This is a genomic window from Jeotgalibacillus proteolyticus (assembly GCF_050107735.1).
GTDB classification, from domain to species: Bacteria; Bacillota; Bacilli; order Bacillales; family Jeotgalibacillaceae; genus Jeotgalibacillus; species Jeotgalibacillus proteolyticus_A.
The window spans coordinates 376,789-400,994 of the sequence record NZ_JBNILO010000001.1 but is presented as its reverse complement, the minus strand read 5'-3'; the positions used below and the strand labels follow the sequence as shown (position 1 = coordinate 400,994).

The 24,206-nt window shown below is 37.9% G+C and carries 19 protein-coding genes; 4 read left to right on the top strand and 15 right to left on the bottom strand.

The genetic code is table 11. The features are described from left to right. Window positions 1–122: 122 nt before the first annotated feature. The 13 genes from ACQCT8_RS02110 to ACQCT8_RS02050 form a co-directional block, all read right to left on the bottom strand. A complete protein-coding gene (locus ACQCT8_RS02110; RefSeq protein ID WP_426868035.1) occupies window positions 123–4,772 on the bottom strand; it encodes a cell wall-binding repeat-containing protein in 4,650 nt (1,549 codons plus the stop codon). 336 nt (window positions 4,773–5,108) lie between these two features. Then, on the bottom strand, window positions 5,109–6,470 hold the full coding sequence (locus ACQCT8_RS02105; protein WP_426868034.1) for a cell wall-binding repeat-containing protein: 1,362 nt from the start codon (window positions 6,468–6,470) through the stop codon (window positions 5,109–5,111). 150 nt (window positions 6,471–6,620) lie between these two features. Further along, window positions 6,621–7,256, bottom strand: coding sequence for a hypothetical protein (locus tag ACQCT8_RS02100; protein ID WP_426868033.1), 636 nt, complete (start codon window positions 7,254–7,256; stop codon window positions 6,621–6,623). A gap of 274 nt (window positions 7,257–7,530) precedes the next feature. Then, complete coding sequence (locus tag ACQCT8_RS02095; RefSeq protein ID WP_426868032.1) at window positions 7,531–8,286, bottom strand: WecB/TagA/CpsF family glycosyltransferase; 756 nt, start codon at window positions 8,284–8,286, stop codon at window positions 7,531–7,533. A 30-nt stretch (window positions 8,287–8,316) separates the two neighbouring features. Next, entirely contained in the window at window positions 8,317–9,126 is an 810-nt protein-coding gene (tagH, locus tag ACQCT8_RS02090; RefSeq protein WP_426868031.1) for a teichoic acids export ABC transporter ATP-binding subunit TagH, read from the bottom strand. A 16-nt stretch (window positions 9,127–9,142) separates the two neighbouring features. After that, entirely contained in the window at window positions 9,143–9,949 is an 807-nt protein-coding gene (locus tag ACQCT8_RS02085) for an ABC transporter permease (protein WP_426868030.1), read from the bottom strand. A gap of 15 nt (window positions 9,950–9,964) precedes the next feature. Beyond that, window positions 9,965–11,173, bottom strand: a complete 1,209-nt coding sequence (locus ACQCT8_RS02080; protein WP_426868029.1) for a CDP-glycerol glycerophosphotransferase family protein — start codon at window positions 11,171–11,173, stop codon at window positions 9,965–9,967. A gap of 23 nt (window positions 11,174–11,196) precedes the next feature. Beyond that, a complete protein-coding gene (locus tag ACQCT8_RS02075) occupies window positions 11,197–12,357 on the bottom strand; it encodes a CDP-glycerol glycerophosphotransferase family protein (protein ID WP_426868304.1) in 1,161 nt (386 codons plus the stop codon). Next, window positions 12,357–12,767 carry a glycerol-3-phosphate cytidylyltransferase gene (gene tagD / locus ACQCT8_RS02070; protein ID WP_426868028.1) on the bottom strand — a complete coding sequence of 137 codons (411 nt, stop codon included), beginning with the start codon at window positions 12,765–12,767 and terminating at the stop codon, window positions 12,357–12,359. The genes ACQCT8_RS02075 and tagD overlap by 1 nt, the downstream gene beginning before the upstream one ends. Before the next feature lie 201 nt (window positions 12,768–12,968). Further along, on the bottom strand, window positions 12,969–15,920 hold the full coding sequence (locus ACQCT8_RS02065; protein WP_426868027.1) for a CDP-glycerol glycerophosphotransferase family protein: 2,952 nt from the start codon (window positions 15,918–15,920) through the stop codon (window positions 12,969–12,971). Between the two features lie 221 nt (window positions 15,921–16,141). Continuing rightward, window positions 16,142–16,912, bottom strand: a complete 771-nt coding sequence (locus ACQCT8_RS02060) for a tyrosine-protein phosphatase (RefSeq protein WP_426868026.1) — start codon at window positions 16,910–16,912, stop codon at window positions 16,142–16,144. A 15-nt stretch (window positions 16,913–16,927) separates the two neighbouring features. Continuing rightward, on the bottom strand, window positions 16,928–17,629 hold the full coding sequence (locus tag ACQCT8_RS02055) for a CpsD/CapB family tyrosine-protein kinase (RefSeq protein ID WP_426868025.1): 702 nt from the start codon (window positions 17,627–17,629) through the stop codon (window positions 16,928–16,930). Further along, a complete protein-coding gene (locus ACQCT8_RS02050; protein ID WP_426868024.1) occupies window positions 17,619–18,365 on the bottom strand; it encodes a YveK family protein in 747 nt (248 codons plus the stop codon). The genes ACQCT8_RS02055 and ACQCT8_RS02050 overlap by 11 nt, the downstream gene beginning before the upstream one ends. A 196-nt stretch (window positions 18,366–18,561) precedes the next feature. Between ACQCT8_RS02050 and ACQCT8_RS02045 the strand changes: the two genes are divergently transcribed. The 4 genes from ACQCT8_RS02045 (at window position 18,562) to ACQCT8_RS02030 (ending at window position 22,114) form a co-directional block, all read left to right on the top strand. Continuing rightward, window positions 18,562–19,395 (top strand): hypothetical protein, encoded by an 834-nt coding sequence (locus tag ACQCT8_RS02045; protein ID WP_426868023.1) that lies wholly within the window; start codon window positions 18,562–18,564, stop codon window positions 19,393–19,395. Window positions 19,396–19,422: 27 nt separating this feature from the next. Beyond that, the gene (locus ACQCT8_RS02040) at window positions 19,423–20,457 is read left to right on the top strand and encodes a LysM peptidoglycan-binding domain-containing protein (protein ID WP_426868022.1); all 1,035 of its coding nucleotides are present in this window, start codon (window positions 19,423–19,425) and stop codon (window positions 20,455–20,457) included. A gap of 234 nt (window positions 20,458–20,691) precedes the next feature. Next, a complete protein-coding gene (locus tag ACQCT8_RS02035; RefSeq protein WP_426868021.1) occupies window positions 20,692–21,960 on the top strand; it encodes a helix-turn-helix domain-containing protein in 1,269 nt (422 codons plus the stop codon). Further along, on the top strand, window positions 21,944–22,114 hold the full coding sequence (locus ACQCT8_RS02030; RefSeq protein WP_426868020.1) for a hypothetical protein: 171 nt from the start codon (window positions 21,944–21,946) through the stop codon (window positions 22,112–22,114). The genes ACQCT8_RS02035 and ACQCT8_RS02030 overlap by 17 nt, the downstream gene beginning before the upstream one ends. Before the next feature lie 353 nt (window positions 22,115–22,467). Here the strand turns inward: ACQCT8_RS02030 and ACQCT8_RS02025 are convergent, their stop codons facing one another. Both ACQCT8_RS02025 and ACQCT8_RS02020 read right to left on the bottom strand, forming a co-directional pair. After that, window positions 22,468–22,926: an IDEAL domain-containing protein gene (locus ACQCT8_RS02025; protein ID WP_426868019.1), complete on the bottom strand. Its 459-nt coding sequence runs from the start codon at window positions 22,924–22,926 to the stop codon at window positions 22,468–22,470. Window positions 22,927–23,245: 319 nt separating this feature from the next. Further along, complete coding sequence (locus ACQCT8_RS02020) at window positions 23,246–24,088, bottom strand: LysM peptidoglycan-binding domain-containing protein (protein ID WP_426868018.1); 843 nt, start codon at window positions 24,086–24,088, stop codon at window positions 23,246–23,248. Between the last annotated feature and the right edge of the window lie 118 nt (window positions 24,089–24,206).

Below are 24,206 nucleotides of genomic sequence, written 5' to 3'. Positions count from 1 at the left end.
ACCTCGTTTACAATTATCTCACCCCCACCCTTTAATGTAAATATAATGTAAATAATATTACAGAAAAAAGTCTGCTTGATTCCTTTCTGGAATCAAGCAGACTTTTTAATAATCTTTAGATCTTACTCCTCAAGATAGTCATTTAATTGCTGAACAACATCGTCAGAAACAGCAATCGTTCCACCAATGACTTTCACATACTCAAAATCTTCATCAACTAGATGGTTACCAAGGCCTTCTGAAACGGAAGAACCAACCAAGAACAAGCCAGAATTATTTTTGGCTGCTACTGCTGCACCGGATAAAGCATCTGCATAATCTTTCCCAGTTGCAACATAGGCAATGTCGGATTCCTGACCGAAGAACTTCGCTACTTCAAGTGAAGTCAGATAACGATCTTTGCCTGAAATACGGTACGCTCCAGGTGCTTGGTCTGCAACAGCATCCGGGATAGCCAATGTACCACCGACTACATACGTGGTTTCCACACCAAGTTTAACCAGCGCATCCTTGGTGGCTTTTGGCATAGATTTGTCACCAGTAAGGAGAATTGGCAGATTCTGTTCAGCTGCGTAACTTGCAACAGAAAGTGCATCTGGGAAATTTCTGCCGCTTACAAGCACCGCTTCTTTTGAAGCTCCGACCTTCTCAGCAATCTTGCTTGCTGTTTCATAACGGTCTTTGCCTGAAATTCTTTCAACACTTACGCCACTGTTTTTAAGAGCAGTTTCTACTTCAGCTGATATTGCAATTTCTCCACCAAGTATAACTACTTTTTTTGCACCAAGACGCGCAATTTCATCCATTGTAGATTGCGGAAGAGAAGCTGTTCTTGAAAGCAGCAAAGGAGCGTCATGCTTCTTCGTTAATGGAACACCTGCCAATGCATCCGCATAGTTGTCACCGCGTGCAAGAATGACTGTGTCAGCTGAATCCCATTCAGTCTGGCTAAGTTCTACCGCTGTTTCGTAACGATTTTTACCTGAGATACGCTCTACAAACAACTCAGAATTATTTCGAGTGATCGACAGCTCGTAAACCGTTTCGTTGCCTGCTGCGTCATTTGCTGTAAATTCAAATGTGTTCGAGCCTTTTTCCAGGTCAAGTGTAACAGGAACCTTTCCTTCAAACGGTTTCGTGTATTCCCCATTTGAATTAAAGCTGCTGAATAGTACATCGTCTTCGAGGGACAATTCAACTTCATTGAAATTGTCGCTCAGCAGCACGTCTACATCAACCTGATCCGTTTCGTTGTTAACCAGTTCATCCGTATTGATAACAACCTCTGGTGCAGCCGTATCCACCCAGAAGCCGCGTGCGATGCTAGTTGAATTACCATTAACATCCGTTGCTTCTATTGTAACATCATGCTTTCCGTCAGACTCTACGGTTACTTCTGTAGAGAAAACAAACCCGTCTTCAGTAGAAGTGAAAGGTACTTCCTTGCCATTCACTTTGACTGACTCAAGAGCATTTTCTTCATCAATCGTACCAGCTACAGGAATGGTACGCGTATTGTAGTAATTTAGCGCAATTGGAGCATTGTCGTTCAAATAGATGATCGGTGCATCTCCATCATCTACAAAGCTTGCTTCATAGCCGACATTCCATGCATGATCCACTGGTACAATTTCCACTGCTTGAACCTCATCCGCACTAAACCCGTAATCACCAAGGTTAACAGAAGTCGTATCCCCATCAATGAATTCTGATTCAGTGATATACTGCCCGTTAACGTAAAGGTCATATCCCAGAATTCCTACTCCCTCTTCCACTCCAGTAAAGCTTAATGTGTTAGAATCTTTGTCAAACGACACATCTTTCACTTCAGGTGCTGTGTTATCAACATAAACTGGCACTTTTTTCGATTGCCATTTAGCCCCGTCGTAATCAACTCTCGACTTGATTTCATAGAAATACAGGCCGTCATCGACTGTTTTATCTTTAACTGAACTGTCCCAGGCTCTTACAGAGCTGTATGAATACTGGCTCGCTGCAAAGTAATTTTTTCGAATATTATTTTCCAGGGAAATCGTTTTTAATTTTGTGTTGTCCTCTTTCAATACATTAAACTGTACTTCTTTTGCATTTCGCAGGAATGTAGGGATGGCATTAATATCGTCATAGAAGCCATCTTTATTTTCAGTAGATAATGGGAAAACCAATTCCCCATCTACTTCTACTCCATTCTCAAAGAAGCCGGATTGGATAATGCTTGAGGGAACATCATAACGTGGATCCGGATCGTTCAAATAATCTTCATAATAACGATCTTTTCCTTCGAAAGTCATATTATCCACAATTTCAGGATTCTCCCATTTCCCGTAGAAGCCAAGATAAGGAACCGCAAGATCAGGGTTTGCAAGATCCTTAGATACTAACTTCACAAATCCTTCTACAAACTGATCTGCTGGAAGATCGATAAGTTCTTCGTTTCCATCTTCATCTGTCCCTTTAACCTTTGCATTTGTTAGATCAATAGAAACCGTTACATCTACTGAACCGTTTGCAGGTACAGTAACGGTTTCAGGACCACTTATGACAGCCCCTTCTAAGTCCCCGGCAGCAAGGGCATTGTATGTTGTGTCACCGTCTTTTGCAAATGTATCAGCAAGGACTGAGGTGTCGACAGTATACTCAGCATCCTCTTCTGTAAGGTTTGTTGCAGTCAGCGTCATCGATACAGTTTTAGAAGTGAAATCTTTCAAATTCACTTTCGCTTCCTTTGTTTCCTTATCCGTTACAAAAACCGGCGTGGAAACAGCGGCATAAGTCTGCATCATCCCTGCACCCTGTCTTCTAGGCGAGAACGGCTGACCCTGCAGATCATGGATAATGTCTGCTGTGTTCATAAGCAGTGTTTTAGCCAAGCGTGTCCGTTCGTCAGAAGAATAATCGTTAAAACGGTCATCCCCTAAAAGATACTGCTGAACTAGGGCACTTCCTCCTGCTACATGAGGAGCTGCCATGGAAGTACCACTCATGACGGTATACTCATCATCGTTAACGGTTGATAAAATGCCGCCGCCCGGAGCTGTTATTTCAGGCTTGAATTCAAGATCCGGCGTTACACCCCAAGATGTGAAGTCGGTTACACGTCCTACCTCAGGTCCATCTTCTTTAGCTGTTTGGGTTACATCCATCATAAGGGACGAGCCGTCTTGAAGCACCTCTTCAAGATCAAGTCCGGCTGCTCTCTCCGTCAGCATAAATGGAATATCCCAGCCACCCTGATTTTTAAAGAAGCTAGTGGCACCTGCTGAATTATAAACAATGATTCCTGCCGCTCCTGCTTTAGCTGCATTGATAGTTTTGTCTACAAAAGTGTATTCGCCGCGCTCAACTACAACTACTTTGCCTTCAACGTCGATCTCGTTGTAATCATCCGGACCCCCAAGCGCTTCTAAATTGCCTGTCAGAGCCTTTAAGCTCACTACTTCTATTTCTCCAAGCTCACTCCAGTCATCAATGCCGTAGCCGCTAAATTCCGGCACCCCTTCTCCATTGACTGAATGAGTGTAATAATCCATTTGATTTCCGGAAGCTGCTACCTGTAGAGTATCTGCATTTAAACCGGGAGCCCCTACAAGACCAATATCCGGATTTTCGTATAGAGGGTTGCTGAAACCAGTACCTATGTGACCGGAATTCCCTGCAGAAACGGTTGAAACAATCCCATTTTCAACTGCACGTGTGATGGCCAAATCTTCAGGAGATTCTTCTTCATAGAATGAAGCAGTCGATCCAAGACTCATATTCAAAACATCGGCGCCGAGTTTAATAGAGTCATCAATCGCTTTTAAGTAAATATCAGAATATGTAGACGGGAAGTTAGGATCATTCGAGAAAACTTTCATTCCAAGGATCTGTGCTTCCGGTGCCACTCCTTTGATCCCGCCATTTTCGGTGTCGCCATTTGCAGCAACAGTACCCGCTACATGCATACCATGCATGGACGCATCAGGTCCAAGATCTTCCACGGTATCATTTAAATCGTAATAGTTATATGCATATGGGACTTTCTCGTTGTAAAACTTTCCGGTAACTGCGTTTTCTGCTTTTAAAGAAGAAACTTCTTTTTCTGTCAGTTCGCCTTCTACACCTTCACTTAACACGAAATCACGGTGGTCGACATCTGTTCCGCTGTCGATAACGGAAACGACCATTCCCTCACCTTTATATTTTGCATCTGCCCAGGTTTGATAGGATTGAATAAACTCATGGCTTGTCACCATATCTTTTTCAAATTCAGGACGCTCGTATTCGTTGGCAATGTAAACTTTCTTTACACCTGGAAGCGATTCAATCGCACCAAGATCTTTATATTGAATTAATCCGCTGAATCCATTAACTGAAGCAGAAAACGAATTCTTGTATTCTATGTCTACGCCTTTGGACGCGATTGATTGTTTAACAGATTGCTGAGAGGATGCAGCTTGCTCCTCAAAGCTTGCTTTCTCTGATTCTGTAAGCTCTTTATACAGAACGCCTTTTTTTGTAGCATGTTCAATTGCTGTCTCACCGGTTACTTCAACAATGACCCTAACCTCATCGGTATCCTTCAATGATGCCTTATCTTCGGTCACTTTAGCCTCATCAAACTTTGCCATTTTTGCTTGAGCATTTGATAATACGTTTACCGGCACTTCTCCGTTTGCGTCTTTCTTCGGTAGTTCATTCTGATTGTCCTGCCCTAATGCTACAGAAGAATTCCCTAAAACCAATGATAATGCCAAGGCAGCTGTTACGTTACTTTTCCACTTCTTTGTCAACTTGTTTCCCCCTTAAGAATATAGATACCGTTGCAAAGCTGAAACTAATTTCACCTCACTTTTCCATTTATATCCGAACAAACATAATATTATATAATTTATTCAGAATAGTCAATAATTTTTGATATATTTATAATAGATTTGTAATGTGAGTAATGCGAATTAAAAGAAATGTTATCTAAAGGAAATTTATATAAATATCACTATTTTCTAGTTATGTATTATGTATAAAGATCTATTTTCTATTAAAAGCAAATTGAAAAAGCTTGCATTCCCTTTGTCTCTGCCACTAAGGCAAGAGAGCAATAAAGAATACAAGCTTTTTATAATGAACTATTATTTGTTAATCACATCTACTGCCCCGATATAAGCGGCTTTCCAGTAGGAATTATTTAAAGATGAAATTTCAACGCCATCATTACCTGAATGGATAAACTGATTGTTTCCTATATAGATTCCGCCGTGAGAAGCACCCGGCTTATAGGTTTCAAACATTACGATGTCACCTATTTTTGGTGAGCTTACTTTGATGCCGTAATCCCAGATCGCAGCTGTTGTACGAGGGATATATACATCATGTTTATTTAGTACATAACCAAGAAAGCCGCTGCAGTCAAATCCTGAAGGGGTTGTTCCTCCCCATAGATACGGCACACCAAGATACTGCTTAGCTGTTGATACTACTGCGTCTGATGTTTTAATAGATGGAGACGGTTTTGGTGCTGGTTTTGGGGCTGGAGGCTTAGGCTCCGTAAAAGCAGACGCCTGAATAGCTAACTTCCCACCAATGACATTTATATTTTTAACTTTTTTACGTTTTAAAACATCCCATATAGCCTGAGGCATAGAAGACTGCTTTACCAATACGATTGGCTGATTCTTTTTTGCAGCGTAGGTAGAACCTGTTAGTGCATCGGCAAAGCTCTGGCCTGTTGCTGCTGTCACTGTACCAAAGGTTGGTGGATACAGAGCTTGAACTACTTTTGCAGATGTTTCGTACCGGTCTTTACCAGCTAACCGTGTTGCGTTTGGCAGCTTATTAAAAAGTTGATCTGAAATGGCTATTGTTCCGCCTACTACATATGTACTCGTATAGTTTTTCAACACATTGCTTACAGATGTATGCATAGAATCTTTATTAGCTAACAGGATCGGCTGCTGATTTCGTGCAGCATAGGCAGCGATAGATAAACTATCGGCGAATGTTTGACCATTTACAACAATTGCCTTTGAACCGCCAATCCTCTCAGCGATTTTAGCTGAGGTTTCTGCACGGTTCTCACCACTGATTCGATCTATTTCAACGCCGGAAAGGGAATTTTTTAATTGTGATTCGACATTTGCTGTAATAATAGATTTGCCGCCTAGGATAACGATGGTTTTTGGCTGCAACCTTTTAATTTCCGCCATTGTAGAGGCATTAACACTGTCTTTGGCAGTCAACAGGATGGGAGAATTCAATTTGTGAGCTAGAGGAGCACCTGCCAGCGCATCGGGAAAATTATTTCCTACAGCCAGCACTACATGACTGGATGTACCTTTCCAAAGGCTTTTTGATACAGCTACAGCGGTTGAATATCTATCTTCTCCAGAAATTCTGTTTAATCCAAAAGATGATGCTTCAGCAGAATTAATCTTTATGACTGAGAGGAACATGAGGACAACAACAAAACTTAAAAAAAATTTGGTTTTATTCAATACTGATGATCTTCCTTTCAAGTATAAAGTCTTTGTAACGTGTTTTATTGTAGCATTATCTATTAATCTATTACTTTACAGTTCGATTACAATTAGATTAAATAGGTTTAATTCACAAAACTTTAATAAGAGAAAGAAAGCTATAATTATTTATTTGTAGTCGTTATGAAGATAAAGATATTCAGAAAGCTTCCACATTAGGGTTCGTTCAATTTCACTTACTACCCATCGCTTAGGAATTTCTCCAGTAATAGTCCACTCTTCGTCACTCTGTAAATAAAAAGACACATCTATATACCAGGAATGCATAACGGAACGGTCAATAAACTCTCTTTCTAAACCATTTATGCCTTGTTCAGAAGCTAAATATTTATGATAAAATTTATCGTGATTGTGAGTAAGAAGATCATCCATGGAATTTCTGATCCTAGACTGAAATTGAAGAATATGCTGATCAAGAGCAGGAAGAGATTCAAATTTGTCACCACGAAGAAGATTAGTAATTGTACGTTTTATTTCTTTTTCCACCTCTAAAAAGTAGATTATGTTTCTCAATAAAGAATATTTGTAATCATCTTTAGAAGGGTTTGCAAACCTTTTTTTATCAATTTGTAATTTAATTTTTCGTTGGATTGACTCTGCAGAATAAGGTTTGAGCAGCCCATCTGTCATTTCAAGCACCCTTCTTTGAAGAATAGCTTTTTCTTCTTTAATCATTATTTGGTTTTGTCCAACATCTTTCTTGCTGCCATTACCCCTTTTTTTGCCAAATGATAGAAAACCCATGCTTAAAATCTCCCCTTATAATAAATTAAACTTATATGAATATTTTAACTATACCATACGTAATCTTTAATTAAATTCGGTAAAAACATAGAATTAAATAAAACTAAATACCACTTAGCCTTAGGAACCTTTCATCTTATTAAGTAACAGGAACAGCTTAAAGCACCGATATAAATTATCCCCTGTCTCCTCATCAATTTGATAATCAGGCAGATAAAATAGTTTATATCAAAAAAATGCCCTCATTTATGAGGACATTTTAGTTTGATTTATATTACGTAACTCTTTTAGATTTTTTTGAAATGATCATAGCCATAAACTGAGGGATCGAAATCATTCTTTTCCATCTGGAGGGCTCCTGCACCAAACGAAACAACCATTCTAAATAAAGTTTTTGAAAAATCTTTGGTGCCCGTTTTAAATTACCCGAGTAAACATCAAAGCTGCCTCCAAGCCCAACAAAGAGACCTTGTTGAAACTCATTTAAATTTCTATCTATCCATTTTTCCTGCAATGGATAACCTAACGCCACAAATACAATATCTGGTTTTAATGCATTAATTTCTTTTACCATATGTGCATCAGTTGGTAAATCATAGCCCGACTTAAAGCCTGTTATAATAATATTTTCATACTCATTATTAACTTTTGACACAACTTTTCTTACATTTTTTTCTTCTGCGCCCAGAAAGTAGACCTTTTTTTTATAGGTATTCGCTTCTTGAAGAAGTCTAATAAAAAGGTCATATCCCGCTATTCTTTCCGTCACTGGTTTATTTAGCCATTTGGAAGCCAAAACAATTCCGATCCCGTCTGGAACAATAAAATCAGCCCTTGTAATAATAGATCGAAAATCATCATGTTTATTTGCATACATAACAATTTCAGGATTAGCTGTTACTATAAAATTTTTTGCTCTAGCTTTTATTTTGGGTAGAATGTGATCCTCCATGAGCTTGTCCATAGAGCGACTGTAAAATTCATATCCTGCCAGATTGACCGTTTCGGGATCTGTTGAATGTTTGTTCATATACACTACACTCCATTTTCAAGATAATACTTACGACGACTGCTGATGATTATACTCACTTTGAAGATTCGTACCCTTTTCTCTAAATACTTTTTGCTCTTTTTTAGACATTTTCTTATAATCCTGTAAAAAAGCTTCATACTTTGGCATTACGTCTTGTATATTTCCATATTCTTTTATTTTACCGAATTCAAGCCATAGTGCTTTTTCACAGAATTCCTTCATCTGGCCTATGGAATGACTGACAAAAAATATCGTTTTTCCCTGTTTCTTAAATTCGTTCATTTTATCCAGGCACTTTGCTGCAAATGCTTTATCCCCAACAGAAAGGGCTTCATCAATTATCAGGATGTCAGGATCAATGGTAACGGAAATCGCAAATCCAAGACGCGATTTCATACCACTTGAATAGCTTTTAACAGGCTGATCAATAAATTTACCCAAATCAGCAAATTCGATAATTTCCGGTTCCAATGTTTTGATCTCTTCTTTAGTAAACCCGAGCATCAGACATTTAAGTTCTATGTTTTCACGACCTGTTAAATTGTTGTTCAAGCCTGACTGTACTGCGATTAAGGCTGACTGACCATTAACTTTTATATTGCCGTAGGTTGGGGGAACGATTCCCGCTATAATATTCGAAAGTGTGGATTTTCCCGAACCGTTTACGCCTATAAAACCTATTACATCACCTTTTTTTGCCTCAAAGCTTAACCCTCTAAGTGCATAAAACTCTTCTCCATAGCTTTTAGGAAGGATAAGATCGAGTATTTTTTCTGATTGTTTAGTATATAGCTTGTAGCGTTTCGCAATATTATTGACAACCACTGAATTATCCATTTAACTCCACCCTAAATTATAAATAATCAATTAACTGATCTCTGAATTTCACATGTAAAATTGACCCCAGCCACAGCAGAATAAAAATCAGCACCCAAAAATATAGTGTATATTCCCATTGCTCAACCATGTACCAGGTTTGATAAAAAAATGCTGCCCTATACCCTTCTATTAAATAATACAAAGGATTTAATCTCATAATCGTTTGAACAAAGTCCGGCAGACTAAAAGAAATCCATAGAATAGGTGATACATAAATCAGCATTCTTAGCACAGCTTGTACCACCATTTGAACATCGCGTATAATTGTAGCCAGTGTGGAAGTAATCAAATTGATCGCAAAAACCAAAATGATCGTAGCGCCTAGGAAATAAGGAATCTGAAGATAGTAAATGGATACGGGAGAGCCGGAAAACTGAAAAATTATAATAGCAATAGCGAGTAGTGCAAAATGCGGATAAAGCTTTGAAAACATTACATAGCTGGGAATAGCACTTGTTGGAAAACTCATTTTTGCTATCATTTTTATTCGCGTATAGATTGATTTTGAGCCATGCAGCAAAGCTGGCTGAACAAAAAACCAAATCAGCATTCCTGCAAGCAGCCAATGAAAGAAAGGGACACCTACTACAGGTTCTCCTCTTCTAATTGCGTACCCAAAAACAAACCAGTAAATCGCTAGTTGAATCCCTGGATTGATTAATTCCCATGCCAGACCAAGGTAATTATTATTATTCGTACTTTTTATTTCATATATAGCAAGTCTTTGTATCAGGTAAAAGCTATTTATTTGTTCTTTTATTACATTCCATAAAGCATTCATTTAATTATCTCCCTGTCACTGGCGCTTGGAAGGATTCCTGGATAGAAACACTTCGTTTACCACTCTTTGAGAAGCATGTCCATCTTCCCAGGCACAATATTTTTCTCGAAAGCTGCTGCTTATGCATTGGTTGTCATGTTGCTTTTCAAGCCCTTTGATCGTCTTAATAATTTCATCTGTTGTTGTCACAAGCGGTCCTGGGGCAGAGGTTTCAAAATCAAAATAAAATCCCCGAAGCTCTTCTTTGTATTTTTCTAGGTCATACACATAGAAAATAACCGGACGATTTAAATTGGCGTAATCAAAGAAAACTGAAGAATAATCTGTTATAAGCAGATCTGATACTAAGTAAAGTTCCCTAATGTCTTCCCAGTTGGAAAAATTAAAAGCAAACCCTCTAAATTCGTCCAGTTCCAGTTTTTCTGCAATTAAGTAATGCATACGAAGAAGTACAATATATTCGCTCCCCAGCTGTTCCTGCATTTTCTTTAAATCCATTTGTAAGGAGAATTTATATTTACCTACTTCAATAAATTCGTCATCCCTCCACGTTGGAGCATATAAAATGATTCTTTTGTCTTTTGGAAGATTTGTTTTCGTAATAAATTCGCTCTTTACGTTTTCGTCGTCGCTTTTATATAAAATATCGTTTCTTGGATAACCCGTCAGCAACATGTTTTTTTCATATTTAAATGCTTTTTTGAAAATTTCTGCAGAATATTTGTTTGGCGCAATCAAATAATCCCAATTACTGGATTCAGTTATAAAATTCCTTCTGTATTTTTCTGTCGTTGTGCCAGGCATCTTAACATCAGAAATATCGAGTCCCAACTTTTTTAAGGGTGTCCCATGCCAGGTTTGTAAATAAACCGTTTTTTTAGGTTTTTTCATCCAGAGAGGCAAACGGGTGTTAATAACCCAGAATTGAGCAGTTGCCATATAAAAAAGCCACTTTAATCTAAACCTGGTTAATAATTTCAGTCCCAGCCCTTCAAACTTATGCCGGTCCGATTTATTCACACTCCAGTACATATTATATTCAGGATGATGTTCGTTTAAATATTCATATACCGCACGTGGATTGCAGCTGAACTGCTTTCCATGAAAACTTTCAAATACTATTACATTCTTTTTTCGAGGAAGCTTCCCTAAAATCAAGAATGCTTTTCTGTAAATCCTGGAAATACTGTTTTTTGCTCTTGAACTTATTGAGGCTGCTAACACATTTTCACCCCCTAACACTATTTCTATAGTTTCGAGAGAATATAGTCCACCAAGTTTTTGGAAGAGGAACCAGTTGAATAGCGATTCCATCTTTCACAAAAAGAATGATAAAATTCAGGGTTATATATCTTCTCTTCTTTAATGGCTTTAACCAGCGCTTGATTAGTCTCAACGACAGGTCCAGGAACTAATTTATGGTAATTGTTCCATATGCCGCGCTCTTTTATATATTTATCTAAATCATAAGCAAAAAAGATCATTGGTTTTTTTAATAAGCAAAATTCAAATGGGATGGATGAATAATCTGTAATCAGGATATCAGTAATTTGCAAAAGCTCATTCACATCGTAACCAGCATCTATTCGCAGAAAGAGGTTCTTCAGGTGATCTGGTATAATGAGTTCTTGTTTTGTAACTGGATGCAGTTTAATGATAAACAGATAATCATCCCCGAGTTCATTCCCTAGGAAAGAAAAATCTAACAGATGGCTGTGACTGGAATAATCCCTGAAAGTAGGAGCATACAATACTATTTTTTTCTGACGAGCCTGCTTAAATTGATTAAAAAAAGAAGAACGTATTCTTTCCTTTTCAAATTGCTGGTAGAAAAGATCGGTTCTAGGAATGCCCGTTTTAAGAAAAACCTTATCCTTTACATTAAACGCTTTTTTAAAAACTGAAGCCATTTCTTCGGAACCAATCACGATTTTATCAAAACGATCATATACTTTTTGAAACCTTTTCACAGCTGCTTTTGATCTTAATAACGTACCTTCATCCTCCAGACCGAAACTTTTTATAGCTCCGGCAGCGTGCCAAACTTGTATACATTCCACATTTCTTTTAAATTTGGTAACGGCAAGAAATGGAAAATAGTTGTCAACAACAATTATTTTAGAAGAAGCTAAATGGTAAATTCTCCGTATAAAGGATTTCCTGCTCTCCAGTGAGATGATCTTAACGCGGTCATCACTCAAGTTCTTAAATGTTTCGACGGAATGACGATTGCACACTAAAACTATCCGCATATCATCATTAAGTTCCAGCAGCTCATGAATAATAAATTGAGCGTTTTGCTTAAACGTTACATAAAAAGTAATTTTTCTGGCAGCAGGCATGACATTGCACACGACAAAAATCAGCTTGAAAAAAAGTAAATACAAACTTTTTAACCAATCTATCATCACGTATGACGGGACCCGATCAATAGATCTTTCTTTATTTTCGTCGTGGAAATGCCATTTGTTCGATCGAGATAAACTACCTCACAATACTCCTTCAGAAAATCAAATTCGCCTTTCCAGTCATCACCCATTACGAAAATATCTACTTTATGCGTTTTCACATCACTTATTTTTTGTTCCCAATTTTCTTCAGGAATAACTTTGTCCACATATTGAATTGATTCAAGTATCAATTTGCGATGCTCATAGGAATGATACGCATCTTTATGTTTCAATTCATTAAACTCGTCTGTCGATAGTGCAACAATCAATTCATCTCCTAAATCTCTCGCTCTTTTAAGCAAGTGAATATGACCCCAATGAAGTAAATCATAAGTTCCATATGTGAGAACCGTTTTACCCTTTTTCATGGTTTTTCACCTCTATAAAGTTTCAGAATTTAACCTGAAATTAATACTTCCTTAACAATGTAATACTATAATAAATTTAAATACCTTTATTAGACGTATTTTTGTGAAAATAGTTTCTTACCTATTTTACAATCCTGAATGGAAATATACATCTTAAGTTAAGACAAGTTCGTGAACCTTTACCCTACAACGCTCAAATCCTCAATTTCTTGAGCGTTTCTTCTGAATTTCTTTCTCTACTTCGTTCCAGATGCGTTCACAATTTTTTTGATCTATATGGTCAAAAATAAGATGTTTTTTATTATTTGCTTCAGCATTTTCATGGAAACCAATCTCAATGCTTTTCTTAATGCATTCTATTAACTCTTCTTCCGTGTGAACTACATCACCCAGGAAAGTTTCTTCAAAAGGCCTCATAATGCCTCCTTTAAAAAATGAATCACGATCAAAATGATAGTAAATAACCGGTTTGCTTAGGTAAGAAAAATCAAAGGACACACTTGAGTAGTCCGTTATCATTAGACTATTTTCTTTTAAAAGATCCTGAACATTTTTTTCTCCCAGACGAATAAATTTAATAGAATCATCAAAAGATACGCCAAAGTCATCAAAAAACTGCTGCATTCTATAGTGCGGATAAAAATTTAAGGTGAGATTATACCTCTTTAAAAGCTTAATGAGCTCCGGATTTTTAAGAAAGCTTGTATACCTCTTTAAGTATTCAGACTGCATGAGAGCATCTGTAGTGTTCAACCACTCACGCCAGGTAGGAATCAATAGAATCTCTCGTTGAGGGTCATGATCTTTTATTAATTCGTCAAACCTTGACAAACCCGTTACTTTAAGATCATTGTCTTCGTAGCCGAGCTGTTCCACCACCATGTTTTTTTCATCTGTAGAACTGACACAAAAAATATCAAACGGATACTTATAAAATTTTTTGTTATATTCTACCATTTTCCTCCCTAATACCCCATGCTGCAAAAATACTTTTACTGCTCTTTTATAGTTTTCTGTCTGCGCTCCTTTAAACGGAAGAAAATAATCAAAGTCATGTGAGCCAATTAGCGCAGTTGCCATTGATGCTATCTTAAAATGCTCAGGAGAACCTGCTATTAATACATTACCAAGATCTTTTATGTTTTTTAAATCATGTGAACCTTCTTCAATCGCATAATAAACTTTTGCATTTGGATGTTCCAAACGGCAATACCGGAAAAAATGATATCCTGTATCTTGCGCAGTATCCGGTCTTTCACCGATTAGCCAGATGTCATCATCATTGTCTGAATTAGAATTTACAGACATAAAGTTCTCATTAATTTTAAAAGTTTCTAACTTTACATTCCCTCTGGGGGTCATCGTCAAACAGTAGTTAATGTTTATATGTTCATATTTAGAAGGAAGAGAAACGGAGGACAGCACGTCATCCTTATAGTAATTATAATGGCGCAAACCGATTTTTTCCCTTCTGTTAAATGAACCTGCAGTAACCTGTACATAGAAATCAATTATCTCTTTAGAAGAATCAATTAAAGACTGAAGTTCAATTAAAGAAATCTCAGCGGAAAATTTTGGCATCTTAGTTCCAATAGAGTCGTTCTTAATTGCAGCAGGAAAGTAGATTTCTTCCTCACTTAATCTATTTTGAGCGATGAGTTGAATACTATCTACTCGATCTTCACCTTCAATATAGGCCAACCCTCTTAATGTCAAATTCAATCCATTAAACTTATAGCCAATAATATTTCTTTTTAAAGGTACTAACGAATAAACGATCGAAAGTCTTTTGTAAATAGTGGGATAAAAATACATAGAATACATAGAATCTCTAAATTCATAGGATTGTCTGGATTCCACCTCAAAATTGTTGGAACTAGTTGTTTTGATTCTAAACCTTCTTATCCCGTCCCCAACCTTAGCGTCCAGATATACATCCCAAATTTTCTTTTCATGTGTGATCTCTTGGTAAAGATTCTTATAGTTAAAAGAGCCTTCAATGGTGTAAAGATCATCTGTTAAACTATGCCTTATTGGAATATAATACCCTTCATTCGTATCACGCTGTCGGATGAACAGTTCTATTTCCGTAGCATCCTCGTTCCCGGCCAAATAAAGAAATCTTCTTTTAAATTCAGCATCAATTTGAACATTTTCATCTTGATTCGTAATTTTTAATGCACTAAGAGATAGTATACAAGGCTTCATCACCATAGATAAACCCTTTTGCTTTGATCGGTAATGTATTCCTCGTAATGACTCTTTTGATGAAGAGTAGAAAAAATCCCGCTCCTCTTTAAAAATCTCTTTTTCAAATATTCTCATCCTGAATAGCAAATGCTCTTCGCTAGTATCCAAGAATAAATAGTAATCCCAAATTCCCTTGCTGAAATCCACATCATCTAAATTTAAGATACTTTCCCATCGATCATTTTGAAAATTCAGAGGAAAATAATGCACATGATTAGAACCTCTTCTCTTTACCCCTGCTTTTAAATCAGCAGAGTTTATACCAAAGAAGCGTAAATAGTGTGCATCAACCCAGCCTTTAATAGTCAAATTATTACCTTGTAGCTTATACTCCTCCACTCGATTGGGCAAGTTTCTAGATAACGAAAGATCTTCTTTGCCTAAAGACAAGACACTTAAATTTCCGTGAGTGGTCCGATAAGGTACCAGCAGATTCTCTTGATAACTACCATAATAATTTATTACCTCTTCTTTAATATTCTTTACGGGCAAATACAATTTGTATTTCCTAGTTACATTTGTGGAAAAATTCATTAAAAATGTCCACTTATGTTGATTAAAAGTTTTATTCTCCAATTTGTTTAAATCAAATACCACAGAAAATTTCTGTGTGTTTCCTGGAATAAGAATGTGATTTGACGAATTAATTTTTATAATTTCTGTTAATTCGTTTTTATTAGAACTTGTGGAGATCAAGGACATTGTAACAGGGTGTTTCCGAGTATTAATTGGGCGTATGAATTTTACCGTTCCTTCAATTGTCAACTTACTTTCCTGAAGAGTAATTGCACTTGCATAAACTTGAGTGCGAATTTTTTCCCATAAACCGCTGCGTGCCGATTTTATTTTATTTGCTATGACTCTTCTCGTTACTCTTGCTATTTTCCCAGTAAAGGTTTCCATAAAAATGTTCTCCTTCATGATAATGTCATCAACGTATTATTGCGTCTATCTCTATCGACTAATACTATAGTGCACTTATAAACTATGCAAATTTCATTTCTGTAACAGTTATTACTTTTATTTTTAATCATAATAAAGCCACTATGCAATGGACATAGCGGCCAGAATCTATATACCGTTAGTTCTAATGACGGTTACATTGCTTTTTTTATTTTTATGATTTAACGACTTAGCAGCCTTGACCAAAATCCCTTCATCTTCATCTCCATTGGGGGATTCAGATGCAAAGACTGTCCTTTTAGAAGTCTCTCCGCATTTTCCGACACCCCAAGGTCATGTCCATGCGAAGCTTCAATTACTTCCAAAGCCCGCGTTACTGCAAAGCCTCTACTTTTTGTATCATGAGCATCGGAAGCAATAAAATGCGCCAGCTGATGTTCTAGCAGCTCCATAGAGAATTTTTGAATTTTCTTCCCAAAATCTCCTGCAATGCTTGCTGCAGTTACCTGCGAAAGAGCACCTTGATTAATAAGTGTATAAAGCTTACCCGGGTCTTCCATAATAGCGGAATTTCGTTCCGGATGGGCAATGATTGGGACAAGTCCTGCTACCTGCATTTCGTATAGAACCCGCTCAGTATAGGCGGGCACCTGGCTTGAAGGAAGCTCCACGAGTACGTAGTTTGTTTTGTCTGCTAAGGGTAAAATTTCGCCTCTTGCGTAATCTTCAGCAATCTCTCCATAAATCCGTATTTCTTGACCGGGATGAATAGCAACGGGAAGACGGTTTTCTTTGGCGAGAGCATTTACTTTATCAACCCCCGCCAGAACATCCGGTTTTTCATTTATATAATGACGGTTCCGGTGATGAGGAGTAGCAATAATATCCGTTATGCCGTCTTCAACTGCCTTATGCAGCATTGCCAAAGTATCCGTTTCATTCTGAGGCCCGTCATCCACACCATATAAAATATGGCAATGAATATCAATCATGCAATGGCCCTCCTATCAACTGTTTCCATAATAGTAATATTCATCGTTGCTCTTCATTTTTTTATCGTTCAGAACTACTCCTAAAATCTTCGCTTTAGCTGCAGTCATTGCTTCTTTTGCTTTTGATACTTTGTCTTTATCCGCTATTCCGGCTCGTACGACCAGAATCGTTCCGTCACATTGATGAGACAGTACCTGTGCATCCGTTACGGCAAGGACAGGAGGCGTATCAAAAATGATCAGGTCATACATATGTTTAGCTGCATCAAAGAAACGGTTCATGACTCGGGATGATAAAAGTTCAGACGGGTTAGGAGGAATAGGCCCGGATGGCAGAATATCAAGGTTCTCGATTTCCGTCTGCTTCGCTGTCTTATCAAGCTCCGATTGTCTAGTCAAAACAGTGGTTAATCCGATCGTATTCATGATATTAAATGTAAAATGAACAGTTGGCTTTCTCATATCAGCGTCAACCAAAAGAACTCTTTTTCCCTGCTGAGCAAACACAATGGCAAGATTTGCTGCAGTTGTAGACTTTCCTTCACCGGGACTTGATGAACTGACTGTTATTGTCCGGATGTCTTCCTCAATGGCTGAGAACTGGATGTTTGTTCGTATTGTACGGTATTGTTCTGATGCGACAGATTTAGGATTGTATTCTGCAATTAAATTTCTTTTTTTGTTATCCATGCCGCCTTTTTTTGCTTTAGCTGCCATACCGTTCACTCCTAACCTGACTTGTGCGGGTGCTTTTGCCCTGAGGTTCTTCATCCACCATATTCGTAATGTTTCCAATTACGCCCAATACAGGCAAGTCCAGTGTTTTTTCAATATCCTGCTCGGTTTTAATAGTATTGTCAAGGTACTCTAATAGAAAAGCAATCCCGACTCCAACCATCAATCCGACGACAAGCGCAATGGCCATATTTAAAAACGGCTGAGGACTTACAGGTGACTGGTCATTGGACACGACTGCAGGTGTTAAAATACTTACGTTATCTACACTCATTAAGTTTACAATTTCATCTTGAAACGCATCTGCTGTGCGGTTTGCGATATCAGCGGCAACATAAGGATCCGGATCTTGAACGGTTAGGTTTACGACCTGAGAATCCTGTTCTGTCTGAACCGTGATTTTTTCATTTAACTGACCAGCTGTAAATGTTCCATCCAGCTGTTCTGAGACTTTATCGAGAATGACCGGGCTTTTAATAATTACATTATATGTATTTATTAATTGTAGGTTTGCTTGAATATCTGAAACGTTCAAATTCGGCTGATCACTTTTCTCCTGATTGACTAAAAGTTGCGTTGAGGACTGATAAACAGGAGTAATTAAAAAATATGAGACCGCCGCACTAATTGAAACCGCAAGCAGCGCAATTACTATAATCATCGCCATACGTTTTCTGAGCGTTCCAAATAACTCCTTCAAGCTAATAGTTTCTTCCATAACAAATGTTTCCTCCTGACATAGATAAAAATAACCACTTCATTATAGCATAGGGATTAGCAGACTAGCTTTATATTTTTCAATTTTCGTTAAAGATTTACAATCATTCTATCAATTGGACAAACTTTCTTATATAATTATAACGTACTTTTTTATGTATCTTTTATATCATATTGCAAAGGGAGTTTTAACCTATATGCTGAAAAAAATTTTGATCGTTGCAGCTATTGTTATAACAGGGGCAGTCATTTATTTAGGACAGGCAGCTTGGGTAAATTCTCAAAAAGAAGTTCACCGATCTGTACCAGCTGTGGTAGAATCTACTAGTAATGCCAATTCAGAAGATTCCGGTGGTTCCTCCGAATCTAATGAAGCCGAATCTCAAACACCGGAAGGTACTGGTGATCTGGCAGACTTAATTTCCAGCCAGCCGGAGGATGTACAGGAATTTTGGCTTTCCAGTCAAGAATCCGGAGAAACGGTCGATATTACGTTTGTAGCTACTGAATCTGCTGTTACACAGGAAGAAAACTGGACGACATTAGTGGAAGAAGGATTTCTTTCTTCATATGAAGAAGTTGATTTTACTTTTTCCCTGATTACCCATGAAAACGAAGGCACTTCTCAGGACTGGCTGACCTCCCTTCAATCCGAAGCGGTTTCCTTTGAAGGAAAGGATATTATCCTTTATGAACTTCCCGTGATCAATGATAATGGGATGCTCTCAAGCCAGGACCAAGTCTATTATACTAATCGCTTTATTGAAGAAATGCAGTCAGATTTTCCTGATGTACATTTATTTACACTTCCTTCACAGCCGCTTTACAATTCTACCTATTATCCGGGTGAATTGGAGACAGTGAGAGAAGTCGTCGAGGATCAGGATATTCCTTTTTTAGATCATTGGGAAGATTGGCCTTCCATAGATGATGAAGAGCTGGAAAACTATTTAACAGAAGACAATGACCCTAACGAACTTGGCAGCAGCGCCTGGGGCACATACCTGGTCAACTATTTTTCTGCAAATTAACTTATCTATAGGAGAGTGGAGAGTCAGATGAAAAAAACATTATTCGCCGTAGCCGCAACAGCAGCTATCACAAGCTTTTGGGGCTTTGATTCAGAAGCTGAAGCAAGTACTACACATAAAGTCAGCTCAGGTGATTCTTTATGGAAAATTGCCAATCGTTACAATACCACGGTGAATAATTTAAAAGATTTAAACAAATTATCATCCGATATGATTCATCCTAATCAGGTGCTTAAAGTTTCAGGCAGTACTGCTGCACCTTCTTCAAACCGCCCATCTTCTTCTGTATCCAATTCTTCAAGCGGAACGTATACAGTTAAATCTGGTGATACTTTAGGGGCAATTGCTCAAAAACACGGGATGTCATTGTCAAAATTGCAGAGCCTGAACAATGTGTCTGGACATTTAATTTATCCAGGACAAAAATTAAAGGTCAGCGGTTCATCACAGGGATCTGCTCCTGCACCGTCTCCTTCTGTTTCTCAGCCAAGCCCAAGTACATCTAGCTCTTCCTATACCGTAAAATCCGGAGATACATTAGGTCGAATCGCATTAAACTACAAGGTAACAGTAGCGAACCTGAAATCCTGGAACAACCTGTCTTCTGATTTAATTCGTGTAGGTCAGAAATTATCGATTAAAGGCAGTTCTGGATCAACTCCGTCAACCCCATCAACACCATCTGCGCCGCCAAGCAGCAGCAACGGTGGATCTGTAACTGCTATAGCGATGGAACAAATGGGTGTTCCTTATGTATGGGGCGGTTCTACTCCTTCAGGTTTTGACTGCAGCGGTTTTATCTATTATGTCTATAAACAAGCCGGTTTTGATATTTCCCGCACGAACGCAGAAGGTCAGCACGCCCGTTCGTATGAAGTCTCTTCTCCTACTGTCGGCGATTTAGTATTTTTTGAAAATACATATAAAAGCGGCATTTCTCATGTAGGAATCTACATTGGAAATAATCAATTTATCCATGCAAATGACGGCGGGGTTCAGATTACCAGCTTAAGCAACAGTTACTGGAAATCGAAGCTTGAAAGCTTTAAGCGCTTCTATTAATCTATATAAGTAAAAAGCTGCTTCAACAACCGATGTCCTCGATTGTTGAAGCAGCTTTTTTTACTCGATCGATTGATCGATTCAATTATGCTGCGAAATCTGAAGAGTCTTTGCTGCAGCTTAATGATCCAGCATTTTCATTCTGAAAAGGTCAGAGACTTTTTCGACGGAAAATGTTTTTCCATATATACTTAAGACATGCCCTACTATTCTAAAATCGAAAGGACGATCACGGTGAATGTAGGTTCAATTATAAAGTATTACCGCACGAAGAAAGGGCTGACTCAGACAGACCTTGCTGAAGGCATCTGTTCCACCTCCCATTTAAGTAAAATTGAAACGAATATGTACACAGCAAATGAAGAGACCCTTAACATGCTTCTTGAGCGTCTCGATCTTCGCCTGGAAGATGAAAAAAACAGGATGAATGAAATAGAAGATTTGTTACAAGAATTTATTGAATCTCTGTTTGCTTATGATGAGGAACAAATTGATCATCTTTACGATCAGATTGCTGAAATAAAGGATTATATTGAAACAAGTGAATATGTGAATTTATATCATATTTATATGTACCGGTATTTCGTGTGGGGTAAAATGCCCGAAAAAGAAAAAGAAATGTTAGGCATACTTCAGCGAATTAAAACAACTTTTACACCAACAGAACAAAATTTATATTTGTTTATCCAGGCTTTAAATTCATCTTTTTCAGGAGACCACAAAGCCTCAATCAAACTTTTTAAAGAATTTCTGGATAACCCCCTTCCGGTCAGCAAATTCTGGATCGGAGAGGCGCATTATCAATTGGCTTTATCCTATAGTCATATTAATCAGCATGAAGCCTCTGTTATCTATGCGAAGAAAGCATCAGAGGTTTTTGAAAAAGAAAGCAACTGGAAACGTTTAATTCATACACAAATGATATTGGGCATTTGCTATATGGAGTTAAGACTTTTTACTGAAGCCACGGAGTTATATAAACCGCTCGTCAGAAACTCCCGCATTTTTTTCCGGGACAGCGTTTATCCACATATTCTGTCTAATTATGCGAGATGTCTGTTGACGTCTAAGGAGTATGTAAAAGCCAGAAAATTAATGGAAAAAGCACTGGATTTGCTGGGGAAAGGCTCAGAACAGTATATGATTGTGCTGTTAAATTGGCTTGAAAGCGGTCTAAAAATCGACCTTATAACTGAAGAGTGGGAAAGAAATCTGAATGATTTTCACGATTTCAGTCTAAATTTAGAGAATAAATATTATTTTTACTATGCTGTTTACTTAAAAAAAATGCAATTTTCCCAAGTCGATGGCATTAAATATGCGATAAAATGGTTGTATCCCTATTTAATCAAAAATTCCTATTACCAAGAAGCGGAAGAATTGGTACCGGGCATCATTGATTATTATAGTGAAAAAAGAGATTCGGAAAAAGTGATTTACTATTACGGTCAGTGGAGAGAGCTGATCAAAAAGGAGAGGTCGTATAATGAAGAAGGCTTTTAAAACCATTTTAACTGTATCTTTTGGAGCTGCCATCCTGTTTGCTGGTATCGCTTCTGTTCCCACAGCAGATGGAGATTCTGCTGAGAAATTGCGTGTAAATGTAACGCCTGATTCAGGAAAAGTAATTTACCCGCCGGATAAAAGAGTCGGTTAATGATCAGAATTTTCCCAATAGACGAAAGGGTTATTTTATTCTACAATAAGATTATGAAATGACCCAGCAATACCCTCTCATTGGCCGCCCGCTTAAAGCAGGCGGCATTTTTTTGTGTATACATGAGTTACGTAGGATCCAGTTGTTAACTGTACCTATTTTGTTAAAAATGCATTTAGTTTCATTAACTCTTCATTCGTGACCTGAAATTTAAAATATTGTCGAAAAAAACAGAACTTTGTCCAATTTTCCCAAGTGTTTGTAACTTCGGCAAAATAAAACCGCCTAGCTCCGTAAAGAATTTTTTCTCTTCACGCAGTCAGGCGGTTACGTATTTTTTAGCGGCCGAAGCATTAGTGAGCCGCCTCCTCTAGTTTAAGACGGTCTGTCAGCTCCATAAATAAGTCTTTGTCTCCAGTAAGAAGCGCTTTATCAATTAAACGGCGAAGATTTTGGCGCTCAAGAAAGAGAATTTCTTCATTTAGTGCCTCATCCTCCTGGTCTGACTTAATTTGCTGGACATAAAATGTAATAATGGATTTTAAATGATCTACTAAATCAGATATTTGAAGAAGCTGAAATAGTGGAATTCGGAAAATTCGTGTTCCCCGTTGAAAGACAAAAGTGTCCGTTAAATTTTCGATTTGTTTTGTTTTTAGATTTATCCGAATCTCATTGGCTTCTACAGGAATAAATTGATACACTTCTTTTCCTTTAACAACAGAGAAATATTGATAAGCAAACACCAGCTTAAGATCATGTCCTTCTTGCAGCGTATAAAAAGGCTTCATCATTTTGATCGTCAGCAACATATTCCCTCCCCCTGTCTTTATGTTGGAATATTCAGTTATTTAATTATATTATCAACTATTTTATGAAAAAGATAAAGGGTTAATGCTTACCAAATATCTTTCATTCTTTAGGAGATAAAATTAAATGCTTTTTGGTAAGGGATCTTTCATTATTTTTTCTATAGTATTCAATTGGCTGCAAACTTGCCTCATCCTTTTTCAGCAAATTATTAATTTTTTTATCATCAGCGCTGCAAAGAAAACACGTTAAAGAGTAGAAGGCAATGATAAAGAAAAGCCACCTCCGGATGGAGATGGCATAAATAGGAGTTACCCTATACTATTCAAGGATTTTAACTTGTACTTCTTGAACGCCATAGTTTAGCGCATCTTGCTGAGAAGGAATGAACAAGTCAATTTTGTTGCCTTTAATTGCGCCGCCAGTGTCTCCAGCGATCGCTTCACCGTAGCCTTCAACCCAGACTTTTGATCCAAGTGGAATGACATTAGGGTCTACTGCAATTACTTTTTGATTTGGATTTGCTCGAAGATCAATTCCAGTTCTTGTTACACCAGAACATCCATTGCAATATGCTGTGTAAGCAGTTGCTGTAACAGTTAATTCCTGAACGGCTTCAGAAGAAGCTTCTTCTCCGCCAGTTCCTGCTACGCCTTCTTCAGATTCAGTATAGCCTGAATCTTCTGCAGGTGCTTCTTCAGCTGGTGCTGTTTCTTCAACAGGCGCAGCTTCTTCAGCTGGTGCCTCTACTGTTTCTGGTGCCGCTTCTTCAGCTGGTGCTGCCTGAGCTGTACCGCCAGCTACAGTTAATTGATCACCAGGGAAAATCAAGTCGCTTGATAAGCCGTTCCAGCTGTAAAGCTTGTCTACTGAAGTACCATGATCTTTTGCGATTCCGGATAATGTATCACCGCTCGCAACTGTGTACGTTTCAGATTGCTTTACGTCTTCGCTGCTAACCTTGATCTCTTGGCTAGGATATATAATATGGGATGATAGGCTGTTCCAATCTTTTAGTTCTTGAACCGTGACGTTATTTGCTTTTGAAATTGCCCACAGCGTGTCTCCTTTTTCTACCGTGTGGGAAGATGATGCTGATGCCTGACCTGCTGCCCCAGCAGTCAGTGCTGCTACTGCAGTTAGTGCTACAATTTGTTTTTTCATGAAATGAAGCCCTCCTTTTCACTAACAGTGCCTATCATATCATCTATAGATTGCAAGAACATATCAGTAGAGTTAGAGTGTGGTAACAATTACATTACGCCATTTACTGTTCTCCACT

What these genes read in the sequence shown, in the direction of transcription:
- ACQCT8_RS02060 (WP_426868026.1), bottom strand. Translation starts at nt 16,912, where the DNA reads ATGATTGATATTCATTGCCATATTTTATATGGTGTGGATGACGGGCCT.
- ACQCT8_RS02020 (WP_426868018.1), bottom strand. Translation starts at nt 24,088, where the DNA reads ATGAAAAAACAAATTGTAGCACTAACTGCAGTAGCAGCACTGACTGCT.
- ACQCT8_RS02085 (WP_426868030.1), bottom strand. Translation starts at nt 9,949, where the DNA reads ATGAATGCTTTATGGAATGTAATAAAAGAACAAATAAATAGCTTTTAC.
- ACQCT8_RS02100 (WP_426868033.1), bottom strand. Translation starts at nt 7,256, where the DNA reads ATGGGTTTTCTATCATTTGGCAAAAAAAGGGGTAATGGCAGCAAGAAA.
- tagD (WP_426868028.1), bottom strand. Translation starts at nt 12,767, where the DNA reads ATGAAAAAGGGTAAAACGGTTCTCACATATGGAACTTATGATTTACTT.
- ACQCT8_RS02095 (WP_426868032.1), bottom strand. Translation starts at nt 8,286, where the DNA reads ATGAACAAACATTCAACAGATCCCGAAACGGTCAATCTGGCAGGATAT.
- ACQCT8_RS02055 (WP_426868025.1), bottom strand. Translation starts at nt 17,629, where the DNA reads ATGGCAGCTAAAGCAAAAAAAGGCGGCATGGATAACAAAAAAAGAAAT.
- ACQCT8_RS02045 (WP_426868023.1), top strand. Translation starts at nt 18,562, where the DNA reads ATGCTGAAAAAAATTTTGATCGTTGCAGCTATTGTTATAACAGGGGCA.
- ACQCT8_RS02025 (WP_426868019.1), bottom strand. Translation starts at nt 22,926, where the DNA reads ATGTTGCTGACGATCAAAATGATGAAGCCTTTTTATACGCTGCAAGAA.
- ACQCT8_RS02075 (WP_426868304.1), bottom strand. Translation starts at nt 12,357, where the DNA reads ATGATAGATTGGTTAAAAAGTTTGTATTTACTTTTTTTCAAGCTGATT.
- ACQCT8_RS02030 (WP_426868020.1), top strand. Translation starts at nt 21,944, where the DNA reads ATGAAGAAGGCTTTTAAAACCATTTTAACTGTATCTTTTGGAGCTGCC.
- ACQCT8_RS02050 (WP_426868024.1), bottom strand. Translation starts at nt 18,365, where the DNA reads ATGGAAGAAACTATTAGCTTGAAGGAGTTATTTGGAACGCTCAGAAAA.
- ACQCT8_RS02040 (WP_426868022.1), top strand. Translation starts at nt 19,423, where the DNA reads ATGAAAAAAACATTATTCGCCGTAGCCGCAACAGCAGCTATCACAAGC.
- ACQCT8_RS02065 (WP_426868027.1), bottom strand. Translation starts at nt 15,920, where the DNA reads ATGGAAACCTTTACTGGGAAAATAGCAAGAGTAACGAGAAGAGTCATA.
- tagH (WP_426868031.1), bottom strand. Translation starts at nt 9,126, where the DNA reads ATGGATAATTCAGTGGTTGTCAATAATATTGCGAAACGCTACAAGCTA.